Consider the following 12,771-nt stretch of genomic DNA (forward strand, 5'->3'; position numbering starts at 1 on the left):
GTGCTGCGCCTACCTGTAGGAGCGACGTAAGTCGCGACCGGAAGGAAAGGTGGCCTTGGCCTTTACGAAAGGCGCCGCGTCTTGCGCATCTTGCCAACCGTGTTCGCAGGGCCTGCGGTCGCGACTTACGTCGCTCCTACAGCGATCCTTTAGACTCGGGGCGCTGATCGAATGAGGGGGAGTTCCATGAAACGCGCCGTTCCTTTTCTGCTCCTGCCACTGGGCTTCCTTCCCGCCTTCGCCGCCGACATCCCCGGCGGAGGCATCAACCCCGACCATCTGTCGCGGCATGTGCGCGTGCTGGCCTCGGACGCGTTCGAAGGCCGGGCACCGGCTACGCCCGGTGAAGAGAAGACGATCGCCTACGTGGTGGACGAGTTGAAGAAGGCCGGCGTTCAGCCCGGTGGCGAACGGGGCACCTGGACCCAGGACGTGCCGCTGGTGCGTGCGCAGGTGGAGGGCGCGGTGAGCGCATCGCTGCGCATCGGTGGCGAAACGCAGACGCTGACCAACGGCGATGACGTAGTGCTGCAGAGCCTGAGCCCGGTCGATCGTGTCGCTCTGGTGGACGCGCCCCTGGTGTTCGTCGGCTATGGCATCACCGCACCTGAGCGCGGTTGGGACGATTACAAGGGCGCCGACCTGAAAGGCAAGGTCGCCGTGGTGCTGGTCAACGATCCGGATTTCGAGACCGACGCGCCGGGCGCGTTCGACGGGCGCGCCGTGACCTACTACGGACGCTGGACCTACAAGTACGAGGAGCTCGCGCGCCAGGGCGCCGCGGGCGTGCTGATCGTGCACGAAACCGTACCGGCCGCCTACGGGTGGGCGACGGTGCGCGCCTCGGGACTGTCGCCGGTGTTCGACATCCCGCGTCCCGACGCGCCGACGTACCACACGCTGCTGCGGGGCTGGATGCAGCGCGATCTGGCCGTGTCGCTGTTCAAGCGTGCGGGGCTGGACTTCGAAGTGGAGAAACGTCGCGCGCAGACGAAAGCGTTCACCCCTGTGCCGCTCGGCGACGCCACGTTGTCCGCCGCGTTCGACGTCGAGCGCGACCAGGTGGTCACCCGGAACGTCATCGGCCGGCTGGAGGGGGCGCAGCGCCCCGACGAGACCGTCATCTATTCCGCGCACTGGGATGCGTTCGGCATCGGCGAGCCGGATGCCGTCGGCGACGCGGTCCGCCACGGCGCCGTCGACAACGCCACCGGTGTCGCGGCGGTGATCGAACTGGCGCGCGTGTTCGCCGCCGGCCCGCGGCCGCGGCGCACGCTGCTGTTCATGGCGCTGACCGCGGAAGAGAAGGGCTTGCAGGGTGCGGCGTTCTACGCGGCGAATCCGCTCATGCCACTGGCGAAGACCGCGGCCGTGCTGAACATCGAAATGCTCAGCCCCGATGGTCCCACGCGCGATATCGCCTCCTGGGGCAAGGGTCGGGTCTCGCTGGAGAACGACCTGAAACGCGTGGCGGAAGCCCATGGGCGCACGTATTCGCCGGATCCCAACCTGGAGGCCGGCTTCTTCTACCGTGCGGACCACTTCGCCTTCGCGCGCGCCGGTGTTCCCGCGATCACCGTGGGCGCGGGACTCGACCGGATCGATGGCGGTGTCGCGAGCGGAAAGGCGCTGCGCGATGCCTACTTCGCCCGCTGTTATCACCAGCCTTGCGATGCCTGGACAGCGTCGTGGGACGCCCGCGGCCAGGCGCAGGATGTCGCGCTGCTGTACGCGCTTGGCCGCGAGATCGCGGACAGCGATGCATGGCCGCACTGGCTGAACGGTTCAGAATTCAAGGCCGTGCGCGAACGCAGCGAGACTGAACGAAAATAACGGCGCGGGCGCACGCCGTTCATGGGATCCGCTGCGCTATGCTGCGCTTCCTTTCGCGCTACCGGAACGCACGTGGCCCCTCTGCACGCCCTGGTCTATCAGAGCCAGGCCACGCGTCCGCTGGATGCGAACGACCTCGACCGGCTGCTGCTGGATGCGCGTGTGGCGAACGAGCTGGCCGACGTGACCGGTGCACTCCTGCATGGCGGTCAGCGCTTCGTGCAGTACCTGGAAGGAACGCGCGCGGACGTGGAGCAGATCTACGCCCGCATCGCGCGCGCCAGCCAGCACCATCGGCTGGAGATCCTGGAGCAGGGCAGGGTGGAAAAGCGCCTGTTCCAGCGCTGGCACATGGGCTTCGCCACCGCACCGCAGACGCTGGTGCAACAGCTCAGCCAATCGCAGTGGCGTCGCGAGATTCCGTGGCTGGAAGACGAGTCCGCTGCGTCCTCGGGTCTGACGCGCCTGCTCGCCTTCTGGAAAGAGGAAGCCGTGCTCGCGCACTGAGGCGAGTCAGGGCCAGCGGTTGGGTTTGCCGCGGGTACTGTCCTCATCCATCGGCACCACGCAGAAGCGGTGGCCGGTGGGCGCTTCCATCACCCACCAGCGGTTGCGCACGTGCTGGACGCGCTTGGCGCCCAGCGCTTCCAGGCGCGCGACTTCCGCTTCGATGTCGTCGGTCTCGATGTCCAGATGCACGCGCGCGTCGTGCTTCACCTTCTGCACTTCGATGTGCAGGCCGCCCGGGCCGGGTTCGAACTTGTCGTAGAGCCCAAGGTCGCCGTCATCCGGGTGCGTGACCTTCAGTCCGAGCGCGGCGCTCCAGAACGCCGACGCGGCATGCAGGTCGTCGACCTGGCTGTCGATGATGAATCCAGCCAGACGGCTGCGATGGCTCATGGCGCGGGATCCTTCTCGTCCTGCGTGTAAGGAAAATGCTCGAGTTGTGGCGCATCAGGCGAGGGGCCGTGCCAGTAGGCGGTCTGACCCGCAATCATCAGACACTTGCCGACTCCAACATTCGTCAGTACCACCGTAATGCCACTACCTTCCCTCTGATAGATGGAGACTCCATCCTCGGGTTTGGAAGAAAGCTCGTACTGCCGAAGCCATTCGGATTTCCGGTGCAGGCGGTCGCATGATGTCCGCCAGACGCGGGTTGACGTCCACTTGGCGAAGCACTTCCCGGATCCATCCAGTCCGGCTGATACATCCGAGTGCACAGCGTCGCCATCCTCCATGAAGATCACCGTAGCGTTAGCAGTGCGTCGATCCGTTTCATCCCGAGACCACCCGGTGAACGAAAAATCCTCGCGCCCACCCGTGGCATGCAGGATGGCGTCTTCCATGAGGTTGCGGCAGGTGCCGAAGCCCGCCGCGAGTATCTGGTCCAGAGCGGCAGACTTCTTCCCGCTCACGTGGAGCGCTTCCCAATCGGTGTCGTCCTTGAAGTAGGTGGACGAACAGCCCGCCGCCAGGAGGGAGGCGGCAACTATCAGGGGGACAAGACTTGTCCGCGCAGGTGTAGGAAATGACACATCGTGCATGCCGGTCTCCCGTGGCGCATGAAGGATAGCGGACAGTCTCCGTGACCTGCCAGCCACAGGGCCTAACGGACCGGGGTGCCGAACTGCAGCAGGTGGCCGTTGTTGTCGTAGATCGCGAACTCGCCCATGTCGTAAGAGAAGGTCTCTGGTAGGTCCGGCGTACGCAACATCGGCGTCAGCCCTCGGAGGGTCATGCCGGCAGAGCCAGGTCGTCGATCAGCGCCTTCAGGAAGCGCGCCGCCTCGCCGCCCGTGCAGGCGCGATGGTCGAAGGTCACCGACAGCGGAATGACCTTGTGCGATTCGAATCCGCCCATCACCGGGGTGACCTGGTGGCGGGCGCGACCGGCGGCGACGATGGCCACGCAGGGCGGTACCACCACGGGGGTGGCGTACCGGCCGGCGAACATGCCGAAGTTGCTCAGCGAGATGGTGTAGCCGGTCAGTTCGGACGGCGGGATGCTGCGGTCTTCCACCTGCGCGCGCAGGCGGTTGATGCTCTCGCGCACAGCGCCGGCTTCGAGCAGGTCGGCGTTGCGGAGTGCCGGCACGAACAGGCCGTCATCGGTATCCACCGCGATGCCGATGTCGACATGCGGGTGCAGCGTGCGGGTCAGCTTGTCGCCGTCGAACCAGGCGTTCATCGCCGGCACCGTCTTGCAGGCGCGCACGATGGCGCGGACGAGACGGCCGGTGACGTCGTTGCCGGGCGTCCAGGCGTGGATGTCGGCGTCGTCGCTGAGCGTGGTCGGCACGACCTTGGCATGTGCATCGGCCATCACGCGCGCCATGTTCCGGCGCACGCCCTTGAGCTGTTCGGGCTGGCCGCTGACGGACACGCCCGGCGGCTGCGTGCGCATCGGCTTGCCGGTGGCGGACAGTGTGGTGCGCTGCGGGTTCACGACCGGTGCCGCCGCGGCGACCGGCGCGGTGGTGCGTGCGGGTGCGGCGGTCGTGGTGCCGTGCGCGGACCCGTCTGCGGCGGCCTGCTTCACGTCCTGCATCGTCACTGCGCCGTCGGCGCCGCTGGCGCGCACGCGCGACAGATCCACGCCCAGCTTCTTCGCCATCGCGCGCACGGCCGGCATGGCCTTGACGCCCCCCACGGCGATCGCCTGTTCGGTGTGCACCGCATTGGACGACTGCATGGCACCGACCACGGTGCCGGCGTCGGCCTCCGTGGGAGCGACGTCAGTCGCGACGGGCGATGTGTCGGTAGCAGCGTTCGCGACTGACGTCGCTCCCACGACAGCGGATTTCGGCGGCCCGTGGTGGTGGCCGGTGTCCTGGCCTTCCGCGCGCTGCGGCAGCTTGGCGTCGGGCTCGAACACGGCCAGCATGCTGCCGGTGACGACGACATCGCCCGCCGCGCCGGCCAGCTTCACCACCTTGCCGGACACCGGGGAGGGCACTTCGACCACGGCCTTCGCGGTCTCCATCGATACCAGCGGTTCGTCCAGGCGGATCACGTCGCCTTCCTTGACGAACCACTCGACGATGGTCGCGTCCGGGAGGCCTTCGCCCAGGTCGGGAAGGTGGAAGGTCTTGCTCTCGCTCATTCGGATGTCTCTTCGGAAGTCGTGTCGTTGATCAGGTCCAGGTCGCGCGCGGGCAGCCAGCCGCTGCGTCCATCGGCATGGGTGCACCACCACCAGTCGCCGAGTTCATGATGGAGTTCGACGGTGTCACCCGCCTGCGCATCCAGTTCCTGGGCGGAATAGTCGCGCAGGGCGACGGCATGGCCGTCGTCCCGCGGCTGCAGCCAGTCCACCGGCGCCCAGCCGGCATTGCCGTCGGCGGTGGTGGTCCAGGCGAAGGCCGGCCATTCGGTGTCGCGCGCGCCGAGTGCGACCACGTCGCCGCGCGCGAACCGGATCGGGTTCGCGTACTGCGTGCGGTAGTCGCGGACGACACGGGCGCGCATCAGCCGGCCGCCATCGCCCGCTTGGCCGCGGCGACGATCTTGTCGACGCTGGGCAGGTATTTCATTTCCAGGCGGAACAGCGGGATGTGGGTGTCGTAGCCGGTGACGCGCTCGACCGGGGCCAGCAGGTCGTACATGGAGTGTTCGGCCAGGCGAGCGGCGATCTCGGCGCCGAAGCCCGCGGTACGCGGCGCTTCGTGCACGATCACGCAGCGGCCGGTCTTGGCCACCGACTCGGCGATGGTGTCGAAATCGAGCGGACGCAGCGTGGCGACATCGATGACTTCGGCGCTGATGCCTTCGCCAGCGAGTGTGTCGGCCGCTTCCAGCGCTTCCTTCACCTGCGCGCCCCAGGTCACCAGGGTCACGTCGGTGCCGTCGCGCAGCACGAAGCACACGTCCAGCGGCAGCGCTTCGCCGTCGTCGGCGACCACTTCCTTGTACTGGCGGTAGATGCGCTTGGGCTCCATGTAAATGACCGGGTCCGGGTCGCGGATCGCGGCCAGCAGCAGGCCGTAAGCGCGCTGCGGCGAGGACGGCATCACCACGCGCAGCCCGGGCACGTTGGTGAAAATGGCCTCGTTGGCTTCGCTGTGGTGTTCCGGCGCGCGGATGCCGCCGCCCCACGGCACGCGCAGCACCATCGGGCAGTGCAGGCGGCCGCGCGTGCGGGTGCGCAGGCGGGCGGCGTGGCAGATGATGTGGTCGACCATCGGATAGACGAAGCCGTCGAACTGCGCTTCGGCCACGGGCTTCATGCCCTGCGCGGCCAGGCCTATGGTCAGGCCGGCGATGGTGGTCTCGTCCAGCGGCGTGTCGAGCACGCGCTCGGGGCCGAACTTCTGCTGCAGGCCGGCGGTGGCGCGGAACACGCCGCCGTTCACGCCCACGTCCTCGCCCAGCACCAGCACGGATTCGTCGTGCGCGATCTCCCAGGCCAGCGCCTGGGTGATGGCTTCGATCAGGGTGATCGCGGTCGGGGTGGCCACGGTCTCGGCGTTCTGGGTCTTCGCCACGGTCTTGGTCTCCATCACGGCGCTCATGCGCGTCCCTCCGCGGCGATCGCGGCGGCGCGCTGCTGCAACAGTTCCGGCGGCGGATCGGCGTAGAGGTAGTCGAACATCGCCTCGACCGGCTGCACCGGCGTGTTGAGGTAGGCGTTGACCTCCTCGTCCACGCGCGCGCCGCATTCCTCTTTCCACGCGGCTTCGTCGGCTTCGCTCCAGGCGCCCTGCGCGGTCAGCCAGGTGCGCAGGCGCGTCATCGGTTCGCGTTCCCAGCCGGCCTTCACTTCGGCATCGTCGCGGTAGCGGCGCGCATCGTCGGCGGTGGTGTGGTCGGACAGGCGATAGGTGACGAACTCGATCACCGTGCCGCCCTGGCCCTTGCGGGCGCGCTCGCTGGCGCGGCGCATGCCCTCGAGCACGGCGATCAGGTCGTTGCCGTCCACCTGCAGGCAGTGCAGGCCGCCGGCCAGGCCCTTCTGCGCCAGCGTCTGCGCACCGGTCTGCGCGCTGCGCGGCACCGAGATCGCCCAGCCGTTGTTGATCACGCCCAGCACCAGCGGCAGCTCGTAGGCGCCGGCGGAATTCAGCGCGGCGTAGAAGTCGGTCTTGGACGAACCGCCGTCGCCGCAGGTCGCCACCGCGATGTGCGGTTGCTTGCGCAGCTTGAACGACAGCGCCGCGCCGGCGGCATGCAGGCACTGGGTGGAGATCGGCACGCAGAACGGGAAATCGCTGCGCGCATCGCTGTCGCGGTCGAAGTCGCTGCCGCGCTCGTCGCCGCCCCAGTACATCAGCACGTCGCGCGGCTTCACCCCGCGCATGAACATGGCGCCGTATTCGCGGTAGCTGGGCGCGTACACATCGCCCGGGCGCATCGAGGCGCCGATGCCGACGTGGGTGGCCTCGTGGCCCAGGCAGGCGGCGTAGGTGCCCAGCTTGCCGGTGCGCTGCAGGGCGATGGCCTTGGTGTCGAAGGTCCGCACGAACAGCATCTGCTTGAACAGCTCGCGCAGGCGGGCGACATCGCGCCCGGCCTCGGGCAGGTCGTTGCGCACCAGGGTGCCGTCGGGGCCCAGGTACTGGAGGTATTCGATCTCGAAGCTTGCGGCGATGCTCATCTGGACGGTTTTCTCGTCAGTGGCGGAATTGGTTTCAAATGTAATTTTAGGAGCTGAGCGCCCGGCAGCTGTCGTGCAATGCAACAAGACGGGGGTGGATGGCGCGGGCCCCACGGTGAAACCGGTGCTGAAACAGCGGCTTGGACGACGGTCGTCCGACGGCAGTCCGTCTGTTCCCGGACGTGACGCGCGTCGCGGCCTGCGCAAACGACAAGGGGCGCGGTTGCCCGCGCCCCTGTCGACCCCACGATGACGGGAAAGTTCAGCGGATGCGCTGGATCAGGCGATCGTGGTTGTTGGTCGGGTTCGGGTCCGTCGTCGTGCTGCTGACGGTGGCGTCGAACTCCAGTTCGGTACCGCGCTTCGGCTTGCCCGGCACCACCAAGGCGAAGGCCAGTGTCTGCACGCCGCGCGGCATGGCGCCGCGACGGGTGCAGTCGGCGGCGGCGCCGTCAGTGGTGTCCTGCACACGCGTGCAGCTCCAGCCGTTAGGGGCGGCGACGGCGGCGTAGCGGGCATCGACGTTGCTGGTCAGGCGCACGGTCACCTGCTCGGCTGCATCCGGCCCGGCGTTGCGCACCGGCACCAGCAGCGTGGCGATGGTGCCGCGGCGCAGCGGCAGGGCGGCGCCGAGCAGCTTCACCGACAGGTCGGCGCGGGTCTGCGGCAGTGCGGCCACGGCCACCGAGACGGCAGCGGTGTTGTCGCCGTTGGCCGGGTCGAGCACGGTCGAGTTGGCCGACACGCCCAAGCCGAGCGTGGCACCCGCTGTGCTGGCCGGGACGACGGCGTCGACGGCGAAGGTCGCTTCGTCACCGACCGCCAGCGACGGCACGGTGCAGGCCACGCGGGTGGTGCCCGCCGAGACTTCCGGTGCCGCACAGCTCCAGCCGGCTGGCAGCGTGGCCAGCGACGGCGACAGCTCGGCCGAGAACACGAACGCGAACGCGGCCGGCGATGCCGCACCCGGGCCCGCATTGCGGACGGTGGCGGTGTAGCGCACGGTGTCACCGACGTTGGCGTCGGCACGGTCGGCCGACACCGTCGCCGACAGGTCGGCGCGGGCGAAGGACGGCACGCGGATGCTCAGGCGCACCGGATCGTGGTCGGACGAACGCACGGCCAGCGAGGCGTCGCCGAAGTTGTCCACGCCGAAGTCCGCATTGATGCGCGCATGGTCCACGCGCAGCGCGGCGTCCATCACCAGCGACTCGTTGACCAGCACGTGGTCCAGCGTCTGCGCGTTGCCCTCGAACGAATACGAGTAGCGCTGCGCCGGATCGGCGATCAGCTGCGACCCATCCACCAGCGGCACGGTCAGCGGGCTGGGCATCCAGGTCAGCACCTGGTCCTCCGGCGCGGCGTCGCCCCGGATGATGCCCATCACGTCCACGTAACCGTCGTTGAACTCGAACGCATTGAAGTCGCCGACCAGCACGATCTTCTCGTCCGGGTTCGCCTGCTGCATTTCCTCGACCAGCTGCGCCAGGTAGACGGCCTGCGCACCGCGCTTCACCCGCACGCGCTCGCCGCCGGTGGCCCAGCCGCTGCTGCCCGGCAGGGTGTCGTTGATGTCATTGAGCGAACGCAGGTGGTTGACGATCACCGTCAGCGGATAGCTCGAGGTCGCGTCCTGGTGCACGCGGGCGCGCAGGCGCAGCGGCGGACGGTCGTTGAGCAGGCTGGTGGTGCCGTTCGGGTTGGCAAGGGTGGTCTCCTTGCCGAACTGCGCCACGTCCAGCACCTCGACGCGGGCCACACCGTCGGCGGTCAGGCGCGAGCTGACCAGGAAGCCGACGTTGATGCCGCCCACGTCGTTGCCCGGCTGCAGGTACGGCACATAGCCCGGGCGCGCGGCGCAGGTGGCGTCGATGCGTTCGGACAGCAGCTGCAGCACGCGCAGGTTCTCCACTTCCACCGCGCCCAGGATGTCCGGGGTCTTCAGGTAGTCGCAGATCGCCAGTGCCGCCTTGGCCAGCCGCTTGTCCAGCGCTTCCGGCGTCAGCGTCACCGCGCCGTTGCTGTCGTTGACCTCGTCGAACAGACGCAGCAGGTTGAAGCTGCCGACGGTGACTTCGTCGTAGTGGGGGTCGTTGACGGCTTCCGGCAGGCGGCCACCGCTGACGGTCGGCGGCGTGGCCACGTCGGGCAGCAGCGCCCAGGTGCCGGCGAAGTAGTCCAGCACGCCCAGCAGGCCCGCGACTTCCGCCCCGGTGTCGACCGACAGCGGCTGTGCGCCGACCTGGCCGCGGCTGCGCACCATCAGGCGTTCCTGGTTGGTGTCGAAGCGCGGCGGGTTCTTGCCGGCCGGCAGGGTGATGGCATCCATCACACCGATGCCGGCTTCGCGGAACGGACGCGCCACGCCGGGCAGGGCGACGTGGAACACGCCGTCGCTGAAGGACAGCGCGTCGTTCTCGTCGATGCTGCCGCCGGACGGGGCGATCACCACCGACTGCGCCACGCTCACGCGCATGCCTTCCAGCCGCTCCAGCGTGCCGGGCAGGGCGTCGGGGCTGAGTTCGGCGGCGGTCAGTTCGATCGCGGCGGGCAGGGCGAGGCCGGTTTCCAGCACCTCCACCGTCGGCGTGACGATCTCGGTGATCGCCAGTTGATGCGGATTGGACGACGGGGTGTATTCCTCGACCGTGCCGGTCACGCGCACGCGGTTGCCGACCGCGGCGGTGGCGGGCGGTGCGCTGCTGGTGAACACGAACACGGCATCGGACGTGGCCGGGTCGCCGTCGTCGTTGGCGGCCTGCAGGAAGAAGCCGTTGTTGAATTTGATCGCAGTGACGATGCCCTCGGTCACCACGCGCTTGCCGTTGTGCGGCGACAGCAGGCCGTTGCCCTGGATCTGGGCGATGGTCAGCGCCAGCGGCGGATCGGGCGGTTCCGGCGGCTCTGCGCCGCTGTTGCGCGGGTTCGGTGCACCGACCGCGAAGTCGGCGCCGTTGTTGTTGGTGTCGATGCTGCCATCGCCGCCACGCAGCGCAGCGGTGGTGTTGCTCAGCGTGCCGGTCGGCGCGCTGCCTTCGAAGCAGTTGGCCGCGCTGCCGAAACCGACGAAGTCGACCACGTTCGCATCGGCGGTCGGGCAGGCACCGGTCAGCGCCGTCGTGCTGCGGCTCAGCGCGACCTTGCCGGCCGTGCCGGCCATGGCGATGGTACCGGTGGCGTCGGGCGTGGGCAGGTCCACCGTGCCGCCGGCGCCCTGCGCCTGCTGGATCAGGTAGAAACCGCCGGCCGGGATGCTGCCGCTGAGGTTGGTGCGGCCATTCCAGGTGGTACCCGTGGAGGAGGCGTACTGCACGCTCCAGCCGGTCAGGTCGACCGCGGTGGGTCCGTTGTTGCGCAGCTCGATGAAGTCGTTCTTCAGCGTGGCGCCGCTGTTGCCGCCGCCGCCGTAGACCTGGCTGATGACCACCTGCGCCTGCACCGACGACGCGGCGAAGAGCAGGGCGAAAGACGCGAACACGGCCGCAAGGCGGCCCCGTGGCATTTCCATGTAACGGGTTCTCCCTCAGTGGATTGGATGCCGCCCCCTGTCGGGGGCGGATCCGCCCCCGGCCGGCGCAATGTAGCCCAAGCCTGTGGTACACGCATTGCATGGGCATGACATAAGTGCCGGTTTTCCATCGTCTTGCCAGGGTCGGCCACCGGCATCGGTTACGCTGGCGCCCTCGCCGCCCCCAGGGCGGTGCCCCAGTTGATCGACGGATGGCCGTAGAAAAGAACGAGCGCCCGCTGGAAGCGGGCATCCACACCGACCTTGCCGGCCGCATGAGCTACGGCGGCTACCTGCAGCTGGACCGCCTGTTGTCCGCGCAGCACCCGGTCTCCGATCCGCCGCACCACGACGAGATGCTGTTCATCGTGCAGCACCAGGTCTCGGAGCTGTGGATGAAGCTGATGATCCACGAGCTGCGCGCCGCCATCGGTTTCCTCCAGCACGACCAGGTCTGGCAGTGCCGCAAGGTGCTGGCGCGCGCCAAGCAAGTGATGCGCCAGCTGACCGAACAGTGGTCGGTGCTGGAGACGCTGACGCCCTCGGAATACATGGGCTTCCGCGACCTGCTGGGGCCTTCGTCGGGCTTCCAGTCGCTGCAGTACCGCACCATCGAGTTCCTGCTGGGCAACAAGAATGCGGCGATGCTGAAGGTGTTCTCGCACGATCCGGAAGGCCATGCCGGTCTGGAGGCGGTGCTGGAGGCGCCCAGCCTGTACGACGAGTTCCTGATGTATCTCGCCCGCTGGGGCCACGCCATCCCGGCCCAGCACCTGAAGCGCGACTGGCGCCAGTCGCACGCCGCCGACACCGCCCTGCTGCCGGTGTTCGAGGCCATCTACGAAGACACCGACCGCTACTGGCGCGAGTATTCGCTGTGCGAGGACCTGGTGGACCTGGAGAGCCAGTTCCAGCTGTGGCGCTTCCGCCACATGCGCACGGTGATGCGCATCATCGGCTTCAAGCGTGGTACCGGCGGGTCCAGCGGCGTGGGCTTCCTGCGCCAGGCGCTGGAGCTGACGTTCTTCCCGGAGCTGTTCGACGTGCGCACCTCGATCGGACCCGGCCGCTGAGCGATGGACGCGATGGCCGCGCTGCAGTGGCTGGCGGGCGCGGTGGCGCTGGCGGTCCTGGCGTTGGCCGTGCCCCGGCTGCCCTGGCACAAGTTGCAGGGCGATCCCGAGGCCCAGCGCGTGCTGGGCATGGCGACGATGGCGCTGGTGCTGTTGCGCGTCTTCAACACCCATGGCCTGGCCGGCGTGCAGCTGAACTTCACCGGCGCGATGGTGGCGGTGCTGATGTTCGGCCCGGCGTTCGCCCTGTGGGCGCTGGCGGTCGCCTCGCTGGTAGCCTGGCCGTTCGGTTACGCGTGGCTGGGGCCCGGCCCGGATTTCCTGGCCACGGCGGCTGTGCCGGTGGCACTGGGTTGGGCCTGGTCGCGGTTCTGCGAACGCCGCTTGTCGGCCAATCTGTTCGTGTACGTGCTGGTGCAGGGGTTCCTGGGCGGCGCCCTGGCCATCGCGGCCAGCAACCTGGGCAAGTACTTGGCCGCGGCCTGGCTGGAGCTGCCGGGCGCGGGGTTCTACCTTCTGGCCACGCCCTTGATGATGTTCGGCGAGGCTTTCCTGACGGGTGGGGCGATGGCGCTGATCGTGGTTTACCGGCCCCACTGGTGCAGCACGTTCGACGATGCACGCTATCTCCGGCCGCGTTGACGCACGCAGTCCGGCGGTATTTCCCCCGTCGCGCAGGACGTCAATTCCCTGCGCAATCAGTCATTTGCGTCGCTGAATAGGCCGAAACGCCGCCCGCGGGGCACTGTTTCATCGATTTGA

At 68.5% G+C, this 12,771-nt stretch carries 12 protein-coding genes; 4 read left to right on the top strand and 8 right to left on the bottom strand.

Annotated elements, in window-relative coordinates; translation table 11 throughout:
* Positions 1-186: 186 nt before the first annotated feature.
* Both IAE60_RS06095 and IAE60_RS06100 read left to right on the top strand, forming a co-directional pair.
* A complete protein-coding gene (locus tag IAE60_RS06095; RefSeq protein ID WP_187574256.1) occupies positions 187-1,833 on the top strand; it encodes a M28 family metallopeptidase in 1,647 nt (548 codons plus the stop codon).
* A 72-nt stretch (positions 1,834-1,905) separates the two neighbouring features.
* Positions 1,906-2,340, top strand: a complete 435-nt coding sequence (locus IAE60_RS06100; protein WP_187574257.1) for a BLUF domain-containing protein — start codon at positions 1,906-1,908, stop codon at positions 2,338-2,340.
* Between the two features lie 6 nt (positions 2,341-2,346).
* On the opposite strand, the gene IAE60_RS06105 is transcribed toward IAE60_RS06100, so the two are convergent.
* The 8 genes from IAE60_RS06105 to IAE60_RS06135 all read right to left on the bottom strand — a co-directional run bounded on the left by IAE60_RS06105 (position 2,347) and on the right by IAE60_RS06135 (position 10,936).
* The gene (locus IAE60_RS06105) at positions 2,347-2,733 is read right to left on the bottom strand and encodes a VOC family protein (protein WP_187574258.1); all 387 of its coding nucleotides are present in this window, start codon (positions 2,731-2,733) and stop codon (positions 2,347-2,349) included.
* The gene (locus IAE60_RS06110; protein ID WP_187574259.1) at positions 2,730-3,380 is read right to left on the bottom strand and encodes a hypothetical protein; all 651 of its coding nucleotides are present in this window, start codon (positions 3,378-3,380) and stop codon (positions 2,730-2,732) included. Before IAE60_RS06110 ends, IAE60_RS06105 begins: the two co-directional genes overlap by 4 nt.
* A 62-nt stretch (positions 3,381-3,442) precedes the next feature.
* On the bottom strand, positions 3,443-3,574 hold the full coding sequence (locus IAE60_RS18915) for a hypothetical protein (RefSeq protein ID WP_276509856.1): 132 nt from the start codon (positions 3,572-3,574) through the stop codon (positions 3,443-3,445).
* Complete coding sequence (locus tag IAE60_RS06115; RefSeq protein ID WP_187574260.1) at positions 3,571-4,938, bottom strand: dihydrolipoamide acetyltransferase family protein; 1,368 nt, start codon at positions 4,936-4,938, stop codon at positions 3,571-3,573. The genes IAE60_RS18915 and IAE60_RS06115 overlap by 4 nt, the downstream gene beginning before the upstream one ends.
* Positions 4,935-5,303: an SH3 domain-containing protein gene (locus IAE60_RS06120; RefSeq protein ID WP_187574261.1), complete on the bottom strand. Its 369-nt coding sequence runs from the start codon at positions 5,301-5,303 to the stop codon at positions 4,935-4,937. The genes IAE60_RS06115 and IAE60_RS06120 overlap by 4 nt, the downstream gene beginning before the upstream one ends.
* Complete coding sequence (locus IAE60_RS06125) at positions 5,303-6,334, bottom strand: alpha-ketoacid dehydrogenase subunit beta (RefSeq protein WP_187574686.1); 1,032 nt, start codon at positions 6,332-6,334, stop codon at positions 5,303-5,305. The genes IAE60_RS06120 and IAE60_RS06125 overlap by 1 nt, the downstream gene beginning before the upstream one ends.
* Positions 6,335-6,342: 8 nt before the next feature.
* Complete coding sequence (pdhA, locus tag IAE60_RS06130; protein ID WP_162108133.1) at positions 6,343-7,428, bottom strand: pyruvate dehydrogenase (acetyl-transferring) E1 component subunit alpha; 1,086 nt, start codon at positions 7,426-7,428, stop codon at positions 6,343-6,345.
* A gap of 262 nt (positions 7,429-7,690) precedes the next feature.
* Positions 7,691-10,936, bottom strand: coding sequence for a lamin tail domain-containing protein (locus tag IAE60_RS06135; RefSeq protein WP_187574262.1), 3,246 nt, complete (start codon positions 10,934-10,936; stop codon positions 7,691-7,693).
* A gap of 212 nt (positions 10,937-11,148) precedes the next feature.
* Here IAE60_RS06135 and IAE60_RS06140 point away from each other — a divergent pair, with 212 nt between their 5' ends.
* Together IAE60_RS06140 and IAE60_RS06145 are read left to right on the top strand one after the other, a co-directional pair.
* Complete coding sequence (locus tag IAE60_RS06140) at positions 11,149-12,009, top strand: tryptophan 2,3-dioxygenase (RefSeq protein ID WP_187574263.1); 861 nt, start codon at positions 11,149-11,151, stop codon at positions 12,007-12,009.
* Positions 12,010-12,012: 3 nt separating this feature from the next.
* A complete protein-coding gene (locus IAE60_RS06145) occupies positions 12,013-12,651 on the top strand; it encodes an energy-coupling factor ABC transporter permease (protein WP_187574264.1) in 639 nt (212 codons plus the stop codon).
* Positions 12,652-12,771: the final 120 nt, after the last annotated feature.

The sequence above is a fragment of the Pseudoxanthomonas mexicana genome (assembly GCF_014397415.1).
Taxonomy (GTDB): domain Bacteria; phylum Pseudomonadota; class Gammaproteobacteria; order Xanthomonadales; family Xanthomonadaceae; genus Pseudoxanthomonas_A; species Pseudoxanthomonas_A mexicana.

What these genes read in the sequence shown, in the direction of transcription:
- IAE60_RS06140 (WP_187574263.1), top strand. Translation starts at nt 11,149, where the DNA reads ATGGCCGTAGAAAAGAACGAGCGCCCGCTGGAAGCGGGCATCCACACC.
- IAE60_RS18915 (WP_276509856.1), bottom strand. Translation starts at nt 3,574, where the DNA reads ATGACCCTCCGAGGGCTGACGCCGATGTTGCGTACGCCGGACCTACCA.
- IAE60_RS06145 (WP_187574264.1), top strand. Translation starts at nt 12,013, where the DNA reads ATGGACGCGATGGCCGCGCTGCAGTGGCTGGCGGGCGCGGTGGCGCTG.
- pdhA (WP_162108133.1), bottom strand. Translation starts at nt 7,428, where the DNA reads ATGAGCATCGCCGCAAGCTTCGAGATCGAATACCTCCAGTACCTGGGC.
- IAE60_RS06135 (WP_187574262.1), bottom strand. Translation starts at nt 10,936, where the DNA reads ATGGAAATGCCACGGGGCCGCCTTGCGGCCGTGTTCGCGTCTTTCGCC.
- IAE60_RS06120 (WP_187574261.1), bottom strand. Translation starts at nt 5,303, where the DNA reads ATGCGCGCCCGTGTCGTCCGCGACTACCGCACGCAGTACGCGAACCCG.
- IAE60_RS06095 (WP_187574256.1), top strand. Translation starts at nt 187, where the DNA reads ATGAAACGCGCCGTTCCTTTTCTGCTCCTGCCACTGGGCTTCCTTCCC.
- IAE60_RS06125 (WP_187574686.1), bottom strand. Translation starts at nt 6,334, where the DNA reads ATGGAGACCAAGACCGTGGCGAAGACCCAGAACGCCGAGACCGTGGCC.
- IAE60_RS06115 (WP_187574260.1), bottom strand. Translation starts at nt 4,938, where the DNA reads ATGAGCGAGAGCAAGACCTTCCACCTTCCCGACCTGGGCGAAGGCCTC.
- IAE60_RS06110 (WP_187574259.1), bottom strand. Translation starts at nt 3,380, where the DNA reads ATGCACGATGTGTCATTTCCTACACCTGCGCGGACAAGTCTTGTCCCC.
- IAE60_RS06105 (WP_187574258.1), bottom strand. Translation starts at nt 2,733, where the DNA reads ATGAGCCATCGCAGCCGTCTGGCTGGATTCATCATCGACAGCCAGGTC.